This window comes from Streptomyces sp. WZ.A104, assembly GCF_002382885.1.
Lineage (GTDB): Bacteria > Actinomycetota > Actinomycetes > Streptomycetales > Streptomycetaceae > Streptomyces.
The window spans coordinates 31799-54487 of record NZ_NWVL01000056.1; the positions used below are offsets into that span (position 1 = coordinate 31799).

The following is a 22689-nucleotide window of genomic DNA, read 5'->3' on the forward strand; positions in this document are numbered from 1 at the left end:
CCTCAGCCCTCCGAACCCGCGACGGCGGCCACCGGCCGGAACCGCGGGGGCCACACGATGTCGGTGAGGTCGGGAACGATCAGATCCGCCGCGGCGAGCGCCTCGGGCGGCTGCCCGGCGGAGATCGCGATGCAACGGGCGCCCGCAGCCTTGGCCGCGGCCACTCCGGCCGGCGCGTCCTCGAACACCACCGTGGCCGAGGGCTCGACACCCAGGGCGGCGCAGCCGGCGAGGTAGCCCTGTGGATCGGGCTTCCCCCTGGTCACGTCGTCGGCCGTGACCATGACGTCGAAGAGGTGCAGCGCTCCCAGGGCGCCGAGCTCGTGACGGGCGTATTCCCTCGTGCCCGACGTGACCAGTCCCACCGGTACGCCCGACGCGCGGAGCCGGGAGACCAGCTCCAGGGCACCCGGGACGGTATCGACGGCGGGCATGTCGGCGAGCGTCGTGTAGTGGATCGCCTCGGCGAAGAGCTCGTCGACCGTGCGGCCGGAGAAGCGGTGGACGTGGTCGCCCAGCGCCTCCCTCGCGGGGCGCCCGGCGAAGCCCCTGATGGTGGCGTCGTCGTACGGGACGGCGTGGCCGCGGAACAGCCGCGACCAGGCCTCCCGGCTCCGCGGCTCGGTGTCGATCAGTGTGCCGTCCAGGTCGAAGAGTGCGGCTGCGTACATGTGGGGGTCCTTCTGTGTCGGCGTCGGCGGGAGTGCGGGCGCGGCTTCAGGAATCCGAGGAGGCGGGCGCGGGGTTCAGCGCACCTGGCAGGTGAGCGCGGTCAGTTCGTCCGCGGTTCTGGACAGTGGGAACCGCGCCGCGTTCCGGTGGCCCGCGGCGCGCAGGTGTTCCAGGGCGCCGCGGTCCGCGGCCAGCCGGACCAGGGTCTCGCGCGTCCGCCCGGCGTGGGCGAAGAGGTCCAGCGGCAGGGCGGAATCGCCCAGTACGTCGGTCAGTCCCGGCACTGGCTGGTAGGCCACCGGAAGACCGCAGGCCTGCGCCTCGATGGCCACGAGGCCGAAGGCCTCCAGCCTGGCCGACGGAATCACCAGGAGGTCGTGCTCCGCGAAGGCCGCCCACAGGTCCGGGCGGCTCAGCCAGCCCAGGTAGCGGATCGTGGAGAGGTCCATGACCTCGGACAGCCGTCGGAACTCGTCGGCCGGTGCCGCCATGCTCAGCTGAACGCCGACCGTCCCGGACACGGCGGCGACCAGTTCGGCGGCGCCCTTCTCCGCGGTCAGTCGACCGGCGTACAGGACGCGGAGGTTTCCGTCGGGGGAGGCGGTCCGCACGGGCGGGCGGGTCAGCAAGTGGTCGGGGACGCCCCAGGGGATGTGGACGATACGGTCGCTCTCGACAGGGGTCAGCAGGCGCAGCCGGTCGGCCATCGCCGCCGACGGCACCACGACAGCCCGGGCGGTGGCCGCGGCCTCGTGGAGCACGTCGTGCTGCGTCGGGAACTCCTCGGCGAAGAGGAGGTCCGTGCCGTGTACGAGGGCGATCCCCGGGTGCTTCGGATAGCCGCGCAGCAGCGCCGGAGTGGCGCCGAAGGCGAGATGCTGGAGGTGGAGCACGTCCTGGTCCCCGGGCGGGAAGCGCGTCGTGATCGCGCGGGTGAGCCCGTCGACGTAGGACCAGAACCCCTCGCCGCTCAGCTGCTTGCCCGGTACGTCGAGCAGCGCGGGCAGCCCCTCGCCGGAGGGGGCGGGCGCCGCGTCCGTACCCAGCATGAACGTGTCGGCGGCCAGGGGGGCCCGCGGCCCCAGGTAGAGGTCCTTGAGCAGCTCGACGCTACCGCCGGGGCTGCCCCAGGGCAGATCGAGCCCGGTCAGTACCTTCACCGCGCTCACCGAAGCTCTTCGTACAGACGTGAGATGTCGATCCCGCTCGTCCGCGTGTACTTGTGCCCCAGGTGCTGGTAGCTGGCAGTCGCTCCGGCCGTGGACAAGAAGACGATCTTCCCGAAGGGCATCAGCGGGTAGACCTTGACGGGCTGTGCGACGCGGATCTCCAGGGTCCAGCGGATGGCGTGGCCGACGTGTCCCAGCGGAGCCGAGACGTGCACCCAGATCCCCAGCGCGCCCAGGCTGCGGTCTCCGTTGATCATCTGGGCGTAGCGCTCCGAGTGCGTGCGCTCGTGGGTGACTCCGAGGTAGAGCCGCCCCGGCCGGAGGACCATGCCCTCCGCGGGGATCACGTGTTCGGTGACCCGGGTGGCGGCTGCCGCGTCCAGCTCGTCGCCCTCGCATACGCGGATCCGGTCGCCCAGGTGCCAGTCGTAGGCGTTCGGGGAGACGCGCTCCGGGGCGAAGGGCTCGATGACGATGTCGCCCCGCTCCACGGCGGTGGTGATGGCTTCACGGGTGAGGATCATGTCGCCGGTACCGCCACGTCTCTCCAGTAGCGGGATTCCTGCGGGCCCGCCGAGGACTGGTACTTGCCCTCGTAGAGGTCGACCTGGCCGAGCGATACGAAGAACATGATCTGGCCGATCTTCATCCCGGGGTAGACCCGCAGGGGCATGACCGGAGAGAGCATCAGCGTCCACTGGCCGTGGAAACCGATGTCGCCGATCGGCGCGGTGATCTCGACGAACAGCCCGAGCCGGCCGACCGAGGAGCGCCCGAACAGCAGCGGTACGTAGAGGTCGGAGCCGACGCGCTCCACGGTGTGGCCGAGGTAGAGGCGGCCCGGCTGCAGGACATAGCCCTCCTCCCCGATGGTGATCTCCTGGGTCGGGTTGGGGCGGTAGGGGTCGATGACCTCGTCGGTGTACGTCAACAGCCTGTCTCCGAGACAGATGTTGTAGCTGTTGGGGTTGACCTGGTCCGGTCGGAAGGGCGAAATGACGATGCGTCCGTCCGCCGCCGCGTCGGTGATCTCGGGACCGGTGAGGATCATGCGGCACTCCCCAGCCGAGCGGCGTCGTCGGCCGCGAAGTCGAAGGCCACCCGGTCTTCTACGCCGAGCTCGCGGCACAGGCGCCGCACACCGGAGAAGTCGTTGACGAGCAGGTTGCCGTGCGGGCCGCCGCCGGCGCTCCTGGAGTCCTCGATGATGTCCCTGGCCTTGGGCACTCCCGCGAACTCCAGCACCTTCAGCCACCAGTCGAAGTCCTCCGCGCAGAACGCGGTGATGCCCGAGGGCAGGGACGCGATGAAGAAGTCCTGCTGCTTCCTGCTCAGGTGGGTGTAGACGTCCCTCATGATCTCGATCAAGACCGGGCCGTGCGCCGACTCGTCCCGCGCGTGCAGCCGTGCGATCAGAGAGTGCATCGGCTGGACGGTGGTGTCCCGCGCCATGAGGTCGAGGAAGGCGTTGACGCTGACCTCGCCGACCGTGGTCCACAGCAGGTAGAGGAGGTCCGTCTGCCAACGCTCGCCCGCCTCGGCCTGCGCCTCGTACAGCAGACGGTTCGTCACCGGGTGCGTGGCCGCGGGTTCCGCCGTGACCTGCCGGGCCTCCCGGGTGCGCTGCATGCCCAGCATGTGCATGTACGTGTGCCACACCTCGTCGATGTGGGACTGCCGCACGATCTCCTTGACCTCGAACCGGTCCACGCCGGGGAACACCGCGTGGCCGAGCTTCTCGAAGGTCGGGTTGACCACGTACTCCTCGGCCGCGACGACGCGTTCGTTGTACGCGATCCAGCCGAGGGTGTTCACCGTACGGCGCTTCTCCTCGGACGCGCCCTGGAAGTCGGGGTGTTCACCGAACGGCATCAGGGAGACCGGGTAGTCGAGCAGCTCGGGGTCGTACGCCTCGGTGCCGGTGACCTTGTCCATGTCGGTGCGCACCGTGGCCCGCCTGGGCCAGGCCGCGGCGAGCCGGCGGAGCGTGCCGGGTCCTACGTTCTGGTGGGAGTCCTCGACGGGGCTCGCTGCCCGGGATCCCTCGGTCGTCTTCACGCCGCACCGCCTTCCGTGGCCGCCGGGCGTGCTTCGATCGTCCGGTACCCGTTGAAGCCCACCGGATCGCCGACGCCCGTCAACCGGAGACCGGCCTCCTCCAGGAGGTGGGCGAACTCCTCCTGCGTCCGTTCGCGGCCGCGGGTGAGGACCAGCAGGTTGAGGTCGCTCGCCGTGAGGAACGGATCGGTCGTGGGGTCCACGACGGCGGGCGCGATGACCTCGACGATCAGGACGCGGGCCGTGTCGTCCATGGCCCGGCGGCAGTTCCGCAGGATGCGGACGCACTCCTCGTCGTCCCAGTCGTGCAGGACACTCTTGATCACGTAGAGGTCGCCGCCCCCGGGCACCGACGTGAAGAAGTCCCCGGCGGTGATCTCGCAGCGGTCCGCCACACCCGCCTCGGCGAAGGCGGCCGGGGCGTCGGACACTCCCGCGGGGGTGTCGACCAGGATGCCGCGCAGTTCGGGATGGTGTCCCAGGAGCCCTGCCAGGAGCGCGCCCGATCCGCCACCGATGTCCACGACGGTCCGCACGCCGGTGAAGTCGAGCGACTTGGCCAGGCTCCAGGCCTCTGCGCCGCCGCTCACCGCCATGGCGGCGTTGAACTCGGCGGCCAGCTCCGGGTCGGCCGCGAAGTGGGCGAACACCGAACCTCCGGTGACCGACTCGACCGGGGGCCGGCCCGTGCGCACGGACTCCAGGAACCGTCCCCACGAGGCCCAGATGCCCTCGTCGAAGTACGGCATCAGCATGGGGCGGACGGAGCCGGGCACGTCGGACCGAAGAGGTACACCGGCCGGGGTCAGCCCGAAGGCACCCCCCTCGGCCTCCTCGACCAGGCCGATCGAGGCGAGGCCGCGCAGCAGCCGGCGCAGCGAGGGGGCGTGGGTACCGGTCAGGTCCGCCAACTCCTCGGTGGTCAGGCTCCGCTCGGCCAGCAGATCGGGGAGGCGGAACCTGGCAGCGGCATGGATCATCTGGGCGGGAATGAAACCGAAGGCGAGGCGGTAGAGATGGGCCGCCGCCATCGGATCGGGGATCGTCACGTACGACTCGTTTCACGAAAAACGGGATCAAAGGAGAGGGGAAGTGCGGTGAGGCCGCACAGGATGCTGATCTGTCGCCAGCGCAGCTCGTCGGGCGACACGGTCAGTGCGAGGCCGCGGAACCGCTCCAGCAGGGCGCCGAGGGCCGCGGTCGCCAGCATGCGGGCCAGGGGCGCGCCGAGGCAGAAGTGGATGCCGTGCCCGAACGCCAGGTGGGGATTGGGCTCCCGCCGGACGTCGAGGGTGCCGGAGTCCGGGAAGACGCCGGGGTCCCGGTTGGCGAGGGACAGGCCGATGTTGACGACGGACCCCCGGGGAATCAGGGTTCCCCCGATGAGGGTGTCCTCGACCGCCACGCGCAAGGAGGATTGCCCGGCGGAGCCTTCGTATCTGAGTAGTTCCTCCACCGCGGTGGGCAGCAGCTGCGGCTCCTCCAGGAGGAGCCGCAGCTGCTCCGGGTGGAGCAGCAGGGTCAGCAGCCCGTTGCCGATCAGGTTGGTCGTCGTCTCGTGCCCGGCGACCAGCAACAGAACGGCCAGACCGACGAGTTCGTCGTCCGTGAGGCTGTTGTCCTGTTCCTGTGCGGCGATGAGGGCGCTGAGCAGGTCCGGCTGTTCGTCGGGCGGCACGGCGGTCCGCACGGCGTCGCGCTTGGCCGCGATCAGCCGGGTGAAGTACGTGCGCAGCCTGCGGGAACGTTCCTCCCGGGTCCGCGGGCCCACCGCCGTCGAGAGGGTGTGCTCCGCCCAGGTGCGCAGGGCCGCGCGGTCCCGGCCCGGTACCCCGAGCAGCGCGCAGATGACCAGGACGGGCAAGGGGAACGCGAGGTCCGCGATCACGTCGGTGCGGCCGGACGGTCCGACGTCGCCGAGCAGTTCGTCGACGATGCGGTCGACCTCGGGCTCCAGAGCGGCCACCCGGCGCCGGGTGAACCCGTGGGAGACGAGCCTGCGCAGCCGGGTGTGGTCCGGCGGGTCGTTGTTCGCCATGGGGGAGTAGGCGTTGTGGGCGTCGACCGCGTGCCCCAGGCGGCGCGGGTCGTTCGAGAGCCCCGGCGCGCCGAGTGCCTCACGGGCCTCGGCGTAGCGGGAGATCAGCCAGTACGAGAACCCGCTCTCCTCGCGTACGTAGCGCACCGGCGGCTCCGCACGCATACTGCGGTGGACGGCCTCCGGTTCCGTGAGCAGGCGGTAGGGGCTGAAGTCGAGCAACGGAGCTGCTTCCGCCGGTATTTGCACCTTTACCCCCCCCTGAACTGACTGACGGGGACCACCCTGACACCGGCGTGGAACGATGTCGTCCGCCCGTCGGCCAGTCTTGTTCCCCCGCCTGCGGGTTGAGTCCGGAGCCCGTCTCACCCTTTGGGCTCGCGTGTGACGCAAACCGGAGTGCAACCTGCTGGCTCTCATACCGACATGTCGGTAGTCTCTTCAGTGGTCCAGACCAGTCGAATCGCCAATTCTTAGGCGATCTCGGCAGGAGTTCATGCATTTACGGGGGTAAGTCGCACTGTGGCGAATGATGTTGAGGCTGACTGTATTCGGGTTCTTCTGTGTGACCCGAACCATCTGATGCGCGTGGGCCTGGCCAGCGTTCTGGAACGCGAGCCCGACATGGTAGTTGTCGGTGAGGCGCTGCACACGCGTGAGGTGGAGGCGGCCGTACGGGAACTGCGACCTCATGTCGCGTTGATCAGCCATGATCCGGATGCCATGGATGGCGTCGCGATTGCAATGATTCTGAGGAGGGTGGGCTGGGCTGCCGCGCCCGGGGTCCTCATGCTCAGCTCCGCCACCGAGGACGACGAAATGCTCGCGGCGCTACGGGGCGGGGTCCGGGGGCTGCTGCCCGGGAACTGTGACCCGCAGTCGCTCCCCGCGGCCATCCGTGACATCGCTGACGGGGCGATGGTGCTGAAGTCGCCGCCCGCGGTCCAGCTGATCCGGCTGCTGCTCAACCGGGCGCCGGAGATGGCCCCCGCGACCGCCTCGCGGCTCTCGCTGCTCACCGGTCGTGAGCGTGATGTCCTGGCGCTCGTCGCCAACGGTCACTCCAACCTGGTGATCGCCAAGATGCTGTCGCTCAGCGAGGCCACGGTCAAATCGCACCTCTATCACCTGTGCCAGAAGCTCGGGCTGCGCGACCGGACCCAAGCGGTGATCCTCGCCTACGAGACGGGGCTGGTGAGGGCCTCCGCGGCGTGACCGGTGAGGGGGTTCCCGGTCGGCTGCGGCCGTCGGGGACCCCCTCACCCCGTGGTGGGGACCAGCAGAGAGGGATCGATGTGGCTCACCGCCACCGACAGGAACGCTTCGGTGGACGCCTGGTCGCCGGAGATCCAGCGGGTGAACTCCAGTCGCTCCGCGCTCACTTCGAGTCGTGCGCTTTGGAGCGCCGTCTCGTAGCGCGGTTTCAGGAGGCGCTGGTGGCCGGCCGCGTACCGCTCCAGCGCGGCGGCCGTCGCGTGCTCGTCGTGCAGCGACCCGCCTACCGATCCGGCGAGCAGTGATGCCTGCTCGAAGGCGTCACTGATACCGGTTCCGGTGATCGAATCCTTGTGGCACGAGGCATCGCCGACCAGGGCCCAGCCCGGTCCGGTGGTCTCGCGGAAGAAGTTGAGCTGGCTCCCCGTGCCCCGCAGGTGCTCCACCCGGCGCGCCGACGCGGCGCGCTCGGCCAGTTCCGGGGCGGTCGTGCGGAGCGCCTCCAGGTAGGCCCCTTGCGGGTCCTTCCGTATTCGGGGGAACTCCTCCTGCGGGAAGTAGGCGGCCACCAAGGTGAGTTCGTCATGGGTGCCGACGACGCCGATCAGTCGGCCGGTTCGCTCGTACACCTCGAACTCCGCGGGCAGGCCTTCCCAGTAACCGTAGTAGACGCAGGTGCGCGGAGCGTTCTCCCGCACCGTACGGGCGCCGACGTGCTGGGCCATGGTCGAGCGCATCCCGTCCGCGCCGACCACCAGCCGGGCGTGCGCCCGGCCCGTGGACCCCGCGGCCGTACGCCACTCCACACCGGACACCCTGCCGGCGTCGGACAGCACGCCGGTCACGGTGCACCCCTCGCGGAACTCCACGCCGGACTCGACCGCGCCGTCGATCAGGAGGCTGTCAAGGACGAACCGGCGCGGCGCATAGACCGCGTCGATGCCTTCCTCCACCGGTACGGCCCCCTCCAGCCGGAGGTCTCCCAGGGTGTAGGAGATCCGGCGCACCGGCGGGCAGCCGGTGTCCGCCAGCCGCCCCAGCAGGCCCCACCGGTTGAGCAGCCGCAGCCCGGGCCGGTGGACGTGCTGCGTGGAGAGCGTGTCGCTGGGGAAGCGCATCCGGTCCAGGAGGAGGACCCGGCAGCCGGCGCGTGCGAAGAGCATCGCGGTGGAGGCTCCCGCGCTCCGGGCGCCTACGACCACGACATCGTAGAGATCCATCAGTTGGTGTCCTTCCGTCTGCCGGGCAGGGGTGCGGGTGGGGTTCTCATGCCTGGCCCCGAAGCGGCAGCTGCGGGTCCGAGTGCTGCGGGGACGGGGGCCCCACGGTCACCACCACCAGCGGCTGGAGCGCTCCGGGACCAGGGCCGAGGCCGAGGGCCGAGGCGGCGCGGTCCGGGTCGAAGTCGCAGTGCACGTGGCTTTCCAGCCCGACCGCGGCCGCGGCCAGTGCGACGCGCTGGGCGAGGGCTCCCGCAGCGATGTTCTGCGTCCGGTACCAGCGGTCGCCGAACCGCTCGATGCCCGCCCGCAGATCACCGCAGGGCGCCAGGGTCGCGGTGGCGGTGCGGCACTCGTCGGCCAGCATGGGGCTCTTGGCCGCGCCGATCATCGCCCGCACGGCCTCCGCGGGCCGGGTGGGGATCAGCGCGTGCCCGACGGGGTCGTACACATGGGCGCCCGTCGCCACCGCGTGGACGCGCTGCACCACCCCGGCGAGCCGCAGGGCAGGTGCGTCCGCCCTGTCCGGCGTGTCCGTGGGGAGGGGCGCGGCGGCCGCGGCGAGCAGAGCCGCGAGCGTATGCTCCGGCACCGGAGCGGGCCGGTAGCCGTAGACGGTACGCCGTCCGGCGAAGCCGTCGGCAAGGTTCAGGTCCGCCGTCGGCAGTGCGTGCGGGAGCGCACCGGCATCAGGTGACCACGCCGGGAGCCACCCCCGGGAACCGGGCGCCGCGGCGCGGATCGCGGAGTGCAGGGCGGCCGCCTCCGCCATCTCGGGGACTGCGGAGATCGAAGCCGGTCCGGGTACGGCCTCGGGCACGGGGCCGTACCACGGGGCGTTCCGCTCCGCGCGGGGCGCGGGCCGGTCCTCCGCCCGGTGCAGGGTGACCACCGCGAAGACGCTCTCGGCGAAGGGGGACAAGCCGAGGACCTCGTCCAGGGCCGTGTCGTCGTAGTGCAGGTGGATGGTGGCCGTCAGCCCTGTCGCCTCCGCGGCGGCCACTGCCTGGGCAGCCACGACCCCGACGTCCAGGCTCTGCAGCCGGTAGCCGAACACGCCGTACTTGGCCGCGTTGCGCCACAGCACGCTCGTCAGGAGCAGTACCAACTCGGGCTCCCGCTCCGGCGGCGTGCTCAGCAGGCCGAGCAGCCGGGCCCGGCCGTCACCGTCCCGCAGGCGTTCCAGTACGTGGTGCACGGGGTCGTAGTGGGCGAGCCCGGCCGGGAGACCGTCCGACGCGCCGTGCGCGACGTAGACCTCCACGGGGTAGCGCGAGCCGGAGGCCGCCCCTATCCGGCCGGGGGAGAGGAGCACCCGCCGGTCGCGCGGCTCACCGGAGCCGCTCAGACCGAGCGGCATGAGACCGCTCATCCAGCGCATCCTGGTGAGCCCGGCGGTCTGCCGCAGCAGCCAGGACAGGCGGGGGAGCGAGGCGTCCACCGACGGCTCGCCGCCGGACGGGAGGGGCACCGAGGGGGCCGACGGGTAGCGCTTGTGGACCGGCGGGAGGCGGGCAGGGTCCGCCGCGGGCAGGGCGTCCGGCGGCTGATGGCCGGAGCGCAGGAATCCCAGTGCTGTCGCGCCGACGGACGGAGCGTGTGCGGTCATGCGGTGTGTACCTCGTTCCGTGTCGGTGCGGCAGCGGTGGGCCCGCCGGGGTGTCCGGGCCGCTGAGCGGTCGTCGAGAGCCGGGTGACCGGCATCAGATAGCGTTCGTCGGGCCCAGGCACGCCGAGCGCGATCTGGAACAGCGGCTCGTGCCCCGGAGGCAGCTCCAGTACCCCGGACAACGTCCGCGCCGCGTAGCCGTTGTGGATCCTGGCGGCGAGCCCCTCGGCGGCGCTCCGTACGCAAAGCCGCTGCGCGACGGCTCCGGCCTCGTGGTGCAGGACGCGGAACGCCCGGTCACCGAAGACCTCCTGGGCGACCGCGCGCGGGGCCGAGAGGAACACCACGGCCGCGACGGCCCGGTAGTTGATGTTGGCCGCCTCCATGCCGATGTCCCGGGCGCGGAGGGGGGCGGCGGACCCGAGCCGGTGGAGTCCGTCCGGTGCCACCCGGTGCACTCCGTCGGCGAGCCCGCTGACGTTGACCGCCCAGAGATGGGCGGTGACGGGCGGCGCCGCGCCGTCAGGCACCGCATCGGACGGCCAGGGGTCGAACAGCGGACCGAGCACGCGGCGGATCCCGTCCAAGGGGACGGGCTGACGGGCCGGGTTGAAGGCGGGACTGCCCGAGGTGCGAAGCCGCAGGCAGTGCGCCAGATCGGGGGTCCGGGCCCCCGCGTCGTCCGTCCGCCGTGCGGGAGCCGGACCGGCGGGCAGCCGAGAGAAGGACGCCGTGTCCGTGAGCCGGGCAGCCGCGTCCATCCCGGTCAGTTCCGCCAGGGCATCGATTCCGGTCGTCGGCGGCGCGGGCCGGCCGTGCGCGGCCCCGAGGAGAGCGGCCAGGGCCTCCCCGGTGTACGCGGCCTCGCTCCGCAGGACCGGTCTGTGCCCCGAGTCCCGCCGGGAGTAAAAGGGGAGGACGGCGGCCACGCTCTCCTGCGGGCCCGGGGCTCCGACGAGCCGCTCCAGGGGGCCGTCGAGGAACTGGTGGTGCAGGTGCGCCTGCATGCCCAGGGCGTCCGCGACCATCATCACGTTCCCCGCGACCAGTCCCGTCTCCTGCGCGCACAGCCGGTAGGCGTAGTCGCCGTAGCGGAAGGCTGTCCGCCAGAAGACCGTGGAGAGCAGCAGCGCCCCCACCGCGTCGTCGAGGTCCGCGCCCAACGCCGCACTCAGGAAGGCCCGGTGGTCCCCGGCACGCACCAGCACGAGCGTGTGGTGCGCCGGATCGTAGGCGTAGACACCCGCCGGGAGCCCCTCGTGCCCGGGGGTCCAGAGGTACGTCTCGACGGGGGCGAAGCACCGGGCGGAGGGCGTTGCCCTGTGATAGGGCCAGCGGGCCGTCGGACCGAACTCGGTCCGCAGCACACCGCAGGAGTAGTGGAGCAGCGCCGAGTGGAAGGTGGCGTCCGGGGCGGTCACAGTGAGCGGGGCGAGTTCCCCCACGGGCGCGGGCAGCGGGTACCGCGGCAGCGCGCCGAACCGGGTGAACCGCGCGGGCTCCGCGGGACCGCCCTCGCGGCCCCGCGGAGCTCCCGCCGTCATAGCGGCGTAGTCGTGCAGGGACCGGTGCCAGTACCGGGCACCTGGCGACGCGGTGTGCCCGTCCCGCCCTTCGATGGCCGTCATCCGTGCAGTCCTCAGGGGAAGGGGTGGGGATGGGGATTGATGTCCCCGGGAGTCAGGACCCGGTCGCGGTAACCCAGTTCGTACGGAACGTTCAAGAGCCGCGGCAGCCCGTCGACACGCCTGTTCCGGTGTCCGAAGGTCATCGGCAGGGTGCCGGGCACCATCACCTTCACGCAGGCGAATCCGCCTGCCCGGTGTTCCGGTGTCGTCTGGTCGACGACGAGGACGTCCAGGCCGCGGTCCAGGTAGCGGCGCACCATCTCGTCCAGGTCGGACCGTAGATCAGTGTGGGCGGGCCACCGCCACTGTTCCTCGAAGTCGGCGAACGGCCGCGCCTTGCGCTCCGACAACAGGAAGTCGAACCGGTCGAACGCGTCCCGGTGGCTGTAGAGCACCGAGTGGTCGCCCATCACCTTGACCAGCGACGGGTCCGCCACCATGCGGGCGGCGCGGTCCCGCTCCGCGGAGTCGTAGAGCTTCGCGTGTTCCAGCAGGTGCCCCATCTCGTGCAGGACGTTGACCACGGCCTTCTCGGGCTGGAGCGCGGAGCCGCCCGCGCACAGGATCCGGGGCCTGCCCGGGTCGCCGAGGGTATCGAGCCCCACCGCCCAGAAGCACGGGACGCCCTGCTCCAGCGTGGCCGAGTAGAGCTGGATCTCGTACCCCGTCCGGTGACGCAGGTGCTCGATCATCATCGGGATGGAGCGGTCCCGCGCGCTGGCGGGGTCGACCCGGGGGATGGGCATCCGTCCGTACCAGGTCATCAGGAAGGCGTCCCGTTCGGCGACTTCCAGCAGACCGCACAGGACGGCCTCCTCCAGACAGCCGCCCATGGCGCAGCCGTTGGAGATCTCGTACACGAACCGGGGTTCCTCGTGGCTGTGCGCGGCGTAGTAGGCGTACCGCTCCGGCACCAGTACCGCTTCGCCCCGGGCGAAGGAGTACCCCCACACCCAGGGCATCACCAGGTCCTCGTCGTACCGGGTGTAGGGGAAGTCCGGCAGTTCGTGGCGCTCGTCCGGATAGAGGCCGAAGGCGCGCGGGTCGACGGCGCGCTCGCCCAGCTCGCGGCGGCTGGCCGTGACCGATGTACGACGGCCGCGGGGCTCCTCGCCGCCGAAGCGCTCCAGGGCCTCCAGGACGGCGGTGATGCGGGAGAACCGGTAGTCGGTCGTACGGCCCCAGCCATTCTGGGAGTTGTTGCCGCGCAGCGAGCTCAGCGGGGCCATGGCACGCGGCAGGGGGCCTCCGCGTTCGTCCTCCACCGAGGGGACCACACCGGCGGCTCCGTCGACGTACAGGTCGTACAGCTCCTGCTCGCGGGCCACCACGTTCTGTACGCGGAATACATCGGGCGCGGGCTTGGGGCGGGAGACCGGGACGATGCGCGCCGGCCCGGCGTCGTCGTCGGGCAGGCCTCCGCAGTCCTCACAGAGGGAGTAGGGCAGGTAGCGGTGGGAGGTGATGGCGAGCGAGCCCAACTCGACCCGCAGGAACACGTCCCCCGGACGGCGGACCTCCGCGCCCTCCGTACCGGCGTCGGTGTCCCGGCGCGGGACGCCGGACAGGGCGGATTCCAGCAGGGAGACCGCGAGTTCCGCGGCCACGGCCGCGGCCGGCCGCGTACGGAGCCGGGAGGGCAGGGCCGCCAACGCGGAGCCGTGGCGGGCGCGGAGGGTCTCGTGGTGCCCCGCCTGGTCCCGCGCGAGACGGCGGCGCCAGTCCGCGCAGGTCGGACAGGCCTGCCCGGTGCCCGCGGCCACCGGCCCCACATGGATGGCGTCCGCGTCGGTGCCGACCGGGATCCAGGGGATGCCGACGGCCTCGGCGGCCGCGCGCACATCGGAGTACCGGGCGGTGCTCGCGCTGTCGCTCGGGAGCAGGACGGCCGCGCACGAGCGGAGTTCGTCGGTGATCGGCGCGTCGCCCGGGCGCAGCACACGGAACCCGCGTGACGCGACCCGGGCGACGGCCGCGTCGAGCAGGCCGCCGTCACCGATGACGGCGACCGTGCGCGGGGGAACGGGGTTCGAGGTCGGCTCAGACATCGAGGAGCACCACCCTGACCAGGTAGGGGAGTACCTCACGGACGGCCGGGTCGCCGTCGAGGGGAACCGCGACCGCCGCGGATCCGGCGAGGTGCAGAGCCTCGACCAAGGCGCGGTAGCGCGGTTCGTCCGCACGCGTGTCGGCCACGGAGGAAGTGCGCAGGTTCACGGCGGGGGAGGGCGCGTACTCGGACTGCCCCGAGTTACGGGCCTGCCAGGCCAGCAGGAGCCGGCCGAGCCCCGCCTCGACGGCCTCGGCCGCCGTGAACCCCGCGCCGTGCTCGACGAGGCCCGCCTGGTCGGCGCCGAGCCGGAAGGCGTACAGGTGGACCCCCGCAGGCGCGTCCACGGTGTGCGCCGTGAGCGTCTCGCCCGATGCCGCGAGCAGGTCCAGGAACCGCCGTGCCCCGGCGGTCAGATCGAGCTGCTCCGTGGTCCGGTGGTCCGTCGCCTTCAAGGCGGCCCCGGCGGGCGCGCCACGCAGGACGTGGTCGAGCAGGCCCTGCTCGACGGCGGCCGCCCAGGTGGCCGCGCCGGCCGTACCGACCGGAAGGGAGCCGGGCACGGCGCTGTCCCCCGCAGCGACGAAGACGCGCGGCGCCGGTACCGCCCGGTCGGCGCCGTCCAGGAGACTGACGCCGCGCACGCTGTCGGCACGCGTCGTCGTGGCGGCGGAGCGGACGGCATGGGCGGCGAGCCCGTGGCGCAGGGCGGCGTCCTGGGACTGCGGGAAATCGGATCCGGCGCCCCATACGGTGAACGGCGTGCCGGGCCGGTGCGGATCCGTCACCGCGAGACGGACCACGCGCAGCGGGAACTGTTCGAGGTGCGCCTCCGACACGGGGCCGAGGACACCGAGCCGGACGTCGGTCAGGGGAACGACGCGTGCGGCGAGTTCGGCCGCGTCCACGGCCGCTCCGTCGGCGAGGTCCCGGATCCGCCGCTCATCAGCGCTTCCGTCGGCCGCCCCGGGCACCAGCGGATGCGGTGCCAGCTCGTGGGCCGAGGTCTGGAGGGTCTCCAGGTCCAGGCGTACGGCGCCGGACGCCCGGCCGGGGTGGTCCTCGTCCGCGGCCGTCGCGTCCGCCCCGCCGGTGAGGTGCTCGAACGCGCGGAAGACCAGGTGGTTGGCGACGATGCCGGGCACGGGACCGGTGAGGAACCGGGTCCGCTCCCGTTCGCCGTCGGGCCGGTCGCCCAGCCGAAGCCACAGACTCTCCCACCGCACCCAGGGCCGGTCCGCGGCACACGTCGGCCCCACCCACGCCGCGTCCCCGTACAGCGTGACGGGGATGAGGGTCCGGTCGAGGTCGCCGCAGATCCCGTCGAGCGCGCGCAGTGCGCCGGGGTCGGTGCGGTCAGCCGCGTACAGGACCAGATCGGCGGCCCCGACCGCGTCGCGCAGCGCCACAGGATCGGCGGGATCGAGCGCCGCCGTCTCCAGCCGCTGACCGGGATCGCGCCGCCGCGCCTCGGCGGCGAGTTCGTCGAGGCGCTCCCGTACGGCGCGGTCCTCGGGGCCGCGCTCGGGGGCGGGCCGCGCCGACAGCCGGGCGACGCCCGTCAGCAGCGCGCCCTCGACGGCCGCGGCGAAGACCGCGCCCGACCCGATGACGGAGATCCGGGTCTCGCGGTAGCGCTGGAAGCGCAGGGCGGGCGAGGTGTGGAAGGCCTCGATGAACGCGATCTCGGAGGCGTAGCGCTCCAGTTCGTCCGGATTCAGGGAATGGGCCATGTCCTGGCTGACGTCACGGACCAGACCGGCGTCGTGGAGAGCGCCGACGAGCTTCTCCACCATCTTCCGGGGCGCGGGCGGCAGGCCGGCCGTCAGATCGGCCACGCGGTGCGAGCCGTCGAGGTGCGGAGAGAGTCTGTCCAGCCAGGCGTAGGTGGAGGCGCCCAGGAAGGACACGACCTCACTGCCGTTGGTCAGGAGGACACCGTCGCCTTCGGTGGTGGGGGTGAAGAAGATCCCGGTTCTCATCCGCGGGTACATGGCCGCGATGGTGTTGTGCATGGTGGGGCTCCGCGTTCGGCTGGTCGTGAAGGTCGTGCCCGCGTCGAATCGTGAGGTCGATCGTGTCAAGGACCCCGGTGCGCGGTCGTCCGTCCCGGGACTGCTTTCCTGTCTCCGCCACGGGCCCGCGGGCGGGGCCGGACTACGACTGGAGTGGGGCCGCTCGTCTCAGATCCGCTGGTGGAGGCCGGTCAGTCGCTCCAGCACGGGTACGAGCGCGGAGGGCCCCGGCAGCATCGCGAGTTCGTCGCGCAGGGCCCTGGCCTGCTCGTGGACGCGGCGGTCCGCCAGCAGGGCCGACAGCGCGTCACGCAGGGTCGTGGCATCCCACCGGGCAGGGTCCAGCACCCGTCCCGCGTTGCGGTGTTCGAGGTACCCCGCCGTCCCTTCCTCGTCCCAGAACGACGTCGGAACCACGAGCTGGGGTACGCCGTGCGCCGCGGCCGCGGAGAACACAGTGCTGCCGCCCTGGTGGACGACCGCGGAGCACCCCGGGAGCAACTGGCTGAGCGGAAGCCGGTCCAGCAGGCGCACCCGGCCCGGTACGTCGACGGCCGGGGCCGCAAGCCCGCTGCGCGCGGAGACCAGTTCCACGTCGAGTTCCGCGAGGGCGCCGAGCACCTCGGAGAGGGGCGCCCCGCCCCCCGGCCGCGGCTGCGCACCCGGCTCCCCGGTTCCCCACGACAGGCAGACGCGCGGGCGGACGGGCTTCGTGTGCAGCCAGTCGGGCACGGGGCCGCCTCCGCTGTAGGACGCCCACCGCATGCCCTCGTACCGGACGTCCGGCGCCGGCAGTCTCACCCCGGGGGGCAGGGGATCGATCGTCCACTGGCCGAGGAGCAGCTCCTCCTCGTAGGGCAGTCCGTACGGCTCCAGCAGCTGCTGCATGACCTCCTCCAGCGGGTCCGGCCAGGTCCCGCCCTGAGCCTGTGCCAGATAGCGTCGGGACCTCTGCCGGAGCCAGGCGATGTTGTCGCGCCCCCACAGCACTCGGGCGTGTGCGGCGCCGCTCAGCCGCGCCGCGACGGCGGCCGGCAGGCAGAAGGGGTCCCACAGGACCAGATCGGGGCGCCAGCGCACGGCGACACCGGTGAGTTCCTCCAAGAGGGGTCGCAGACCGGCGAACACGCGGGTCATCCGGAACCACTTCGGACCCCAGTCGGGGCAGTCGGGGGAGGCGACGGAGAGGTTCCCGCCGAGGTGGCCGAGCAGGGCGGGGTTGCGGCTGAAGTCGGCGAGTTCGCGAAGATCCTCCGATCCGCCGACGGGCACGGCGGCGAGCCCCGCCTGCGTCGCCGCCCCCGCGGCGTCGGGGTGGGTGGCGATCCGGACCTCGTGTCCCGCGTTCTGCAGCGCCCAGGCGAGCGGGATGACGGGGAGGGTGTGGGCCGTCGCGGGAAAGACGGAGAACAGGACGCGCACGGAGATTCCTTCTGAAGCTGCGAGCCCTGAACGCGGAGCCCGATTGGCGTGACGGAGTGGTGGAGGGAGCGGGACGGTCGGCGCGGGCCGCGTCGTCAGCGGTAGGCGGGCGTGGCCGCGTACCAGCCGACGGTCTCGGCCAGGCCATCCGCGAGGGGGACGAGAGGTCGGTATCCGAGGCGCCGCAGTTTCCCGTCGTCGACGCAGTAGCGGCGGTCGTGCCCCTTGCGGTCCTTGACGTGGCGGACCGCGCTCCAGTCGGCCCCACAGGCGTCCAGGAGCATCCCCGTCAGCTGGCGGTTGGTCAACTCGGTGCCACTCCCGATGTTGTACACCTCGCCGGCCCGGCCGCGATCCAGCACGAGCCGGATGCCGCGGCAATGGTCGGAGACGTGCAGCCAGTCGCGTACGTTCCCCCCGTCGCCGTAGAGCGGCACCGCCCCGCCCGCCAGCAGAGTGGTGACGAAGAGCGGGATCAGCTTCTCGGGGTGCTGGCGCGGGCCGTAGTTGTTGCTGCAGCGGGTGACCCGCACGTCAAGGCCGTGCGTCCGGGCGTACGAGAGCGCCAGCAGGTCGGCGGCGGCTTTGGTGGCCGCGTAGGGCGAGTTCGGGGAGACGGGCGATTCCTCGGTCCAGGCACCGTGGTCGATGGACCCGTACACCTCGTCGGTCGAGACTTGGAGGAAGCAGCGGGCGCCCGCTGAGAGCGCCGCGTCGAGGAGCACGTGCGTCCCCGTGACATTGGTGCGGACGAAGGCTCCCGCGTCCTCGATGGAGCGGTCCACGTGGCTTTCGGCGGCGAAGTTGACCACCACACACCCGGGCTCCATCAGGGTGCGGACGAGCGGGACGTCGGTGATGTCCCCCTGGACGAAGCGGAACCGGGGGTCGCCGGAGAGCGGGGCGAGGTGCGCCGGATCGCCCGCGTAGGTGAGCGCGTCCAGGACGGTGACACGGACGTCCGGCGGCGATCCGGGCCCCAGCAGGTCGCTGACGAAGTGCGAGCCGATGAACCCGGCGGCGCCCGTGACGAGGTAGTGCCGACCGCTCATGAGGAGATCCGTATCTTGCTGTGGTCACCCAGGACGAAACGGTGCGACATCGGTACGCGGGGCGCCGGGGCGACCTCGACGTGGCAACCGATCAGCGACGCGTCGATACGGCGGACTCCGGTGATGGAGGCGTGGTCCAGGACGATCGAGAACTCGATCTCGCTGTCGGTGATCCGGCAGTTCTCGGCGATCGAGGTCGACGGGCCCACGTAGGAGTCGACGACGACCGACCCCGCGCCGATCAGGGCGGGGCCGACGATGCGGGAGCCGCGCACTTCGGCTCCCGCGCAGACCCTGACCCTCCCGATCAGTTCGCTGTCGGTGCTGACGGTGCCGTCCACGGCCGGCTCCAGGACCTCAAGCACGCGCCGGTTCGCCTCAAGCATGTCCGCGACGTTGCCCGTGTCCTTCCAGTAGCCAGTGATCACCGTCGGCCTGACGTCCCGGTCGTGGTCCAGCATCCACTGGAGGGCATCGGTGATCTCCAACTCGCCCCGCTCGGAAGGGGCGATGGCGCGGACGGCCTCGTGGACGGCCCGCGTGAAGAGATAGGCGCCGACCACCGCCAGATCGCTCCGGGGCCGCTCCGGCTTCTCCTCCAGGGCGGCCACCCTGCCCGCGGCGGTGAGGGTGGCGACGCCGTAGGCGCTGGGATTCGCGACCCGCGTCAGCATCAGCTGGACGTCCGGGCGGTTCGCGCGGAACTCGTCGACGAGCGAGGTGATCCCGCCCAGGATGAAGTTGTCGCCGAGGTAGAGGAGGAAGTCGTCGTCCCCCAGGAACTCGCGGGCGATCAGCACGGCGTGGGCGAGCCCCAGCGGCTGGGACTGCGCTATGTAGGTCACGTTCAGCCCGAAGGCGGAACCGTCGCCGACGGCCCGCTCGATCTCGGCGGCCGTCTCGCCGACGATGACGCCGACGTCCTTGATCCCGGCGTCGGCTATCGCCTCCAGCCCGTAGTAGAGGACGGGCTTGTTGGCGATGGGGACGAGCTGCTTGGCGGAGGTGTGGGTGATGGGCCGCAGCCGCGTACCCGAACCCCCCGCCAGAACAAGGGCTTTCATGACATCTCTCCAGTGGTCAGTGCTTCGGCGAGCGGAAGGCCGAGATGGCGAGGGGGCCGAAGACGGCGAGCAGCAGGAGCGACCAACCGAGCGTGGCGGCCACCGGGTGCACGATCGGCCAAGCCGCGTCGGGGGACAGACCGACGGGGTTGCCGAAGAGTTCCCGTACCGCGGACACCACCGCACTCACGGGATTCCATTCGGCGGCCAGGCGCAGGCCCGCGGGCAGGCCGTCGGACGGCACGAAGATGTTGGAGACCATCGTCAGCGGGAAGGTCAGCATGCCGATGAGGTCCGTGGCCGACCGGGACGGAAGGACCAGGCCGAGCCACATGCCGAGCCAGCTGAACGCGTACCGGGCGACCAGCAGCAGCGCGAGTCCCGCCACGACGTGCGTCACGGAGGCGCCCGGACGCCAGCCGACCAGGAGCCCGCAGCCCGCCATGACCAGCAGGGTGATCAGCCCGCCCAGGCTCTCGGCCAACGACTGCCCGACGGGTACTCCGGTCCGGCTCATAGGCAGGGAGCGGAGCCGGTCGGTGATCCCCTTGTCCCGGTCGTCGGCGACGGCTGAGGCGCTCGCCGCGATGCCGAAGACCGTCATCTGTGCCAGCATCCCCGGGATCAGGAAGTTGACGTACGAATCACCCGCCGGGACGCGCATGTTGCTGCCGAGCACATAGACGAAGAGCAGGGTGAAGACCAGGGGCAGCAGCAGGGCCATCGCTGCCCGCTCGGGGGCGCCGCGCAGATGGATCAGGTAGCGGCGGGTGATGGTCGCCGCGTCGCCCGCGCCCCAGCGCAGCCGGGAGAGCAGGGGTTCGTCCCGGCGCGTACGGGCCGATCGCGCCCCGGTTCCCCCGGTCGTCGCCGACGCCGTCGCCGCGGGGCCGGCCGGGCGGGGGCTCACGCGGCCTCCTCGGTGGTGGTCGCGGGTGTGGTCACCAGGCCGATGAACACCTCGTCCAGCGTCGGACGGCGCAGCGCGAGGTCCTCCACCGCGATGCCCGACGCTTCCAGTTCGCGCAGCGCGGCGGTGAGCACGGCGGTGCCGGGACCGGTGGAGCGTCCGGTGGCCAGGGTGACCCTCCGCAGCTCGCGGTGGACCTCGACCGCTCCGGCCCCCGTGCGGACCAGGGCTTCGGCGGCGAGGGCCAGCTGGTCGGCGTGGCGCACGGTGAGGTCGATGCACCCGCGGCCGAGCGAGGACTTGAGGGCGGAGGGCGTGCCTTCGGCGATCACCCGGCCGCCCGCGCCGTCCGGGTTGCCCAGTATGGCGATCCGGTCGGAGAGGTGGTCGGCCTCGTCCAGGTACTGGGAGGTGAGCAGGATGGTGGTGCCGGCCCGGACGAGCTCGCGCACGCTGTCCCAGAGGGCGTACCGGCTCTGCGGGTCGAGGCCGGTCGTCGGCTCGTCGAGGAAGATCACCGCAGGGGGGACCACCAGGCTCACGGCGAGATCCAGTTTGCGGCGCATGCCGCCGGAGTACGTGCGCACGGCGCGACCGGCGGCGTCCTGGAGGCCGAACCGTTCGAGCAGTTCCTCGGCGCGCCGGCGGACGACGGGCCCGCGCATCCGGTGAAGCCGGGCGAACATCTCCAGGTTCTCGCGCCCGCTAATCAGCTCGTCCACCGAGGCGTACTGGCCGGTCAGCGCGATGTTGGCACGCACCCGGGCGGGGTCGAGGACGACATCGAGGCCGGCCACACGGGCGCGCCCGCCGTCCGGCGGCGACAGGGTCGCCAGAATCCGCACCAGGGTGGTCTTACCGGCTCCGTTGGGTCCGAGTAGACCGCAGACGGTACCGGGCGCGACGGTCAGGTCGACGCCGTCCAGGGCGGACGTCTTCCCGAACCGCTTGCGCAGGCCGCGGACTTCGATCGCCGCCTCGGGCGGTCGGGCGCCGGTGGCGTGTGGGAGCACGGGTTCCTCTTCTGCCGGACGGGGGTGGTCGGGACGGTGCGGCACGCTCACGCGGTGCCTGCCGGGTACGCGGCGGGACGGCCGGGGACGGGCCGCGCGGGTGCGCGGGGCCCGAGGCGCACGGGGAGCGTGAGCAGGCCCCGCATGTCACCGATCGGACGCCATGACTGCGGCTGGTCCGGGTCGGCGGGCGCGAGGTCCGGATAGCGGCCGAACAGGGCGGTGAGCACCGTCTCCGTCTGCAGCCGGGCCAGCGGCGCGCCGAGGCAGAAATGGATGCCGTGGCCGAAGGCGAGGTGGGGGCCGCGCTCGCGGGTGATGTCGAGCCGGTCCGGCAGGGGGAAGACGTCCGGGTCCCGGTTGGCCGCGGCGAGCGCCACGCTGACGATGCCGCCCGCCGGGATGACCGTTCCTCCGAGTTCGACGTCCTGCGTCGCGACCCTCAGGGTCGTTCGGGCCAAGGAGGTCTCGTAGCGAAGGAGTTCATCGATCGCCGAGGGGGTCAGCTCGGGACGCTTGCGCAGCAGCGCGAGCTGGTCGGGATGCCGGAGCAGGGTGTCGACGGCGTTGCCCAGCATCCCCGTGGTCGTCTCGTGCCCCGCCAGCAACAGCAGGACGAGGAGGCTGACGAGCTCCTCGTCGCTCAGCCGCTGCTCTTGCGCGTGGGCCGCCACGAGCGCCGAGAGGAGGTCCGGCTGCTCGTCCGCGGGTACGTCGGTGCGGACCAGGGGCCGCTTGGCAGCGACCAGGGAGGCGAACCACTGGTGGAGTCTGCGGGTGCGCTCCGCCGGCCCCGAGGCAGGTGTCGCTCCCGGTCCCGACACAGTGAGCATCCGCGCGGCCCAGGTCAGCAGTGCGCCGCGATTGCCGTGAGGAACACCGATGAGTTCGCTGATCACCAGGACCGGCAGGGGGAAGGCGAGGGCCGCCATGAGGTCGACGGGCGCTGCCCCCGCGTCCGGCCCGGCGGGGCCCGCGTCCCGCTCCGCCATCGCGTCCAGGAGTTCGTGGGTGAGGCGCTCGACCGCGGGCCCCAGCGCCGCGACCCGACGCGGGGTGAACGCTCCCGAGACGAGCCGCCGCAGCCGTGTGTGGTCGGGCGGGTCGCTGTTCACCAGGGGCAGGAAGAAGCTTCCCGCGCCGGAGACCCCGTACCCGGCCGCGCTCAAGGCGACCGACGCGCGCTGCGGATCCTTGGAGAACCGGGCGTCGAGCAGCACCGTCCGGGCCTCGTCGTGCCGCGTGACCAGCCAGTACTCCAGCCCCTGCGGATTGCGTACCCGGCGCGGCCCCGACGATTCCCGGATCCGCCCGTAGTGCCCGTGCTGGTCGGCGAAGAAGGACGGCGTGTCGATCTCGACGGGCGGGACCGTGGGCCCCGTCACCCGCGGACGTCCTGTGCGGCGGACACCGGGGTCACCAGCGATTCGAGGAAGTCCGCGGCGGCGGGTGCGCCGCCGGCGTGGGTGATGTGGTGGCGCATGGTGTGGGTGTTGTTGCGGTAGGTGGGGTCGGTGAGGACGTGGTGGGCGGTGTCGCGGAGGGTGTGGGGGG

At 72.1% G+C, this 22689-nt stretch carries 19 protein-coding genes; 1 reads left to right on the forward strand and 18 read right to left on the reverse strand.

The features are described 5' to 3' along the window. Positions 1-2 precede the first annotated feature (2 nt). The 7 genes from CIB93_RS26280 to CIB93_RS26310 all read right to left on the reverse strand — a co-directional run bounded on the left by CIB93_RS26280 (position 3) and on the right by CIB93_RS26310 (position 6159). Positions 3-671, reverse strand: a complete 669-nt coding sequence (locus CIB93_RS26280) for an HAD family phosphatase (RefSeq protein ID WP_096630368.1) — start codon at positions 669-671, stop codon at positions 3-5. A gap of 75 nt (positions 672-746) precedes the next feature. Then, the gene (locus CIB93_RS26285) at positions 747-1841 is read right to left on the reverse strand and encodes a glycosyltransferase family 4 protein (protein ID WP_096630370.1); all 1095 of its coding nucleotides are present in this window, start codon (positions 1839-1841) and stop codon (positions 747-749) included. Next, entirely contained in the window at positions 1838-2365 is a 528-nt protein-coding gene (locus CIB93_RS26290) for a deoxycytidine triphosphate deaminase (protein WP_096630372.1), read from the reverse strand. The genes CIB93_RS26285 and CIB93_RS26290 overlap by 4 nt, the downstream gene beginning before the upstream one ends. Beyond that, complete coding sequence (gene dcd / locus CIB93_RS26295; protein ID WP_096630374.1) at positions 2362-2892, reverse strand: dCTP deaminase; 531 nt, start codon at positions 2890-2892, stop codon at positions 2362-2364. Before dcd ends, CIB93_RS26290 begins: the two co-directional genes overlap by 4 nt. Then, positions 2889-3899 (reverse strand): diiron oxygenase, encoded by a 1011-nt coding sequence (locus tag CIB93_RS26300; RefSeq protein WP_096630376.1) that lies wholly within the window; start codon positions 3897-3899, stop codon positions 2889-2891. The genes dcd and CIB93_RS26300 overlap by 4 nt, the downstream gene beginning before the upstream one ends. Next, the gene (locus CIB93_RS26305; RefSeq protein ID WP_096630377.1) at positions 3896-4948 is read right to left on the reverse strand and encodes a methyltransferase; all 1053 of its coding nucleotides are present in this window, start codon (positions 4946-4948) and stop codon (positions 3896-3898) included. The genes CIB93_RS26300 and CIB93_RS26305 overlap by 4 nt, the downstream gene beginning before the upstream one ends. Beyond that, positions 4945-6159, reverse strand: a complete 1215-nt coding sequence (locus CIB93_RS26310) for a cytochrome P450 (protein WP_107470979.1) — start codon at positions 6157-6159, stop codon at positions 4945-4947. The genes CIB93_RS26305 and CIB93_RS26310 overlap by 4 nt, the downstream gene beginning before the upstream one ends. A 300-nt stretch (positions 6160-6459) precedes the next feature. Between CIB93_RS26310 and CIB93_RS26315 the strand changes: the two genes are divergently transcribed. After that, positions 6460-7152, forward strand: a complete 693-nt coding sequence (locus CIB93_RS26315; RefSeq protein ID WP_257002370.1) for a response regulator transcription factor — start codon at positions 6460-6462, stop codon at positions 7150-7152. A gap of 44 nt (positions 7153-7196) precedes the next feature. Here CIB93_RS26315 and CIB93_RS26320 read toward each other — a convergent pair whose 3' ends face one another. The 11 genes from CIB93_RS26320 to CIB93_RS26370 form a co-directional block, all read right to left on the reverse strand. Next, positions 7197-8372, reverse strand: a complete 1176-nt coding sequence (locus CIB93_RS26320; RefSeq protein WP_096630383.1) for an NAD(P)/FAD-dependent oxidoreductase — start codon at positions 8370-8372, stop codon at positions 7197-7199. A 46-nt stretch (positions 8373-8418) separates the two neighbouring features. Further along, a complete protein-coding gene (locus tag CIB93_RS26325; protein WP_096630385.1) occupies positions 8419-9981 on the reverse strand; it encodes a SagB family peptide dehydrogenase in 1563 nt (520 codons plus the stop codon). Continuing rightward, entirely contained in the window at positions 9978-11609 is a 1632-nt protein-coding gene (locus CIB93_RS26330) for a SagB family peptide dehydrogenase (RefSeq protein ID WP_096630386.1), read from the reverse strand. The genes CIB93_RS26325 and CIB93_RS26330 overlap by 4 nt, the downstream gene beginning before the upstream one ends. 11 nt (positions 11610-11620) lie before the next feature. After that, positions 11621-13657: a TOMM precursor leader peptide-binding protein gene (locus CIB93_RS26335; protein WP_096630388.1), complete on the reverse strand. Its 2037-nt coding sequence runs from the start codon at positions 13655-13657 to the stop codon at positions 11621-11623. Then, positions 13650-15674, reverse strand: a complete 2025-nt coding sequence (locus tag CIB93_RS26340; protein WP_096630390.1) for a hypothetical protein — start codon at positions 15672-15674, stop codon at positions 13650-13652. Before CIB93_RS26340 ends, CIB93_RS26335 begins: the two co-directional genes overlap by 8 nt. Before the next feature lie 168 nt (positions 15675-15842). Continuing rightward, on the reverse strand, positions 15843-17096 hold the full coding sequence (locus tag CIB93_RS26345; protein WP_096630391.1) for a nucleotide disphospho-sugar-binding domain-containing protein: 1254 nt from the start codon (positions 17094-17096) through the stop codon (positions 15843-15845). 95 nt (positions 17097-17191) lie between these two features. After that, positions 17192-18148 (reverse strand): dTDP-glucose 4,6-dehydratase, encoded by a 957-nt coding sequence (gene rfbB / locus CIB93_RS26350; protein WP_096630393.1) that lies wholly within the window; start codon positions 18146-18148, stop codon positions 17192-17194. Further along, on the reverse strand, positions 18145-19212 hold the full coding sequence (locus CIB93_RS26355) for a glucose-1-phosphate thymidylyltransferase (protein ID WP_096630395.1): 1068 nt from the start codon (positions 19210-19212) through the stop codon (positions 18145-18147). The genes rfbB and CIB93_RS26355 overlap by 4 nt, the downstream gene beginning before the upstream one ends. Before the next feature lie 16 nt (positions 19213-19228). Continuing rightward, a complete protein-coding gene (locus CIB93_RS26360; protein WP_096630396.1) occupies positions 19229-20122 on the reverse strand; it encodes an ABC transporter permease in 894 nt (297 codons plus the stop codon). Then, on the reverse strand, positions 20119-21135 hold the full coding sequence (locus CIB93_RS26365; protein ID WP_218839800.1) for an ATP-binding cassette domain-containing protein: 1017 nt from the start codon (positions 21133-21135) through the stop codon (positions 20119-20121). Before CIB93_RS26365 ends, CIB93_RS26360 begins: the two co-directional genes overlap by 4 nt. 47 nt (positions 21136-21182) lie before the next feature. Then, complete coding sequence (locus CIB93_RS26370) at positions 21183-22520, reverse strand: cytochrome P450 (RefSeq protein WP_096630398.1); 1338 nt, start codon at positions 22518-22520, stop codon at positions 21183-21185. Positions 22521-22689 lie beyond the last annotated feature (169 nt).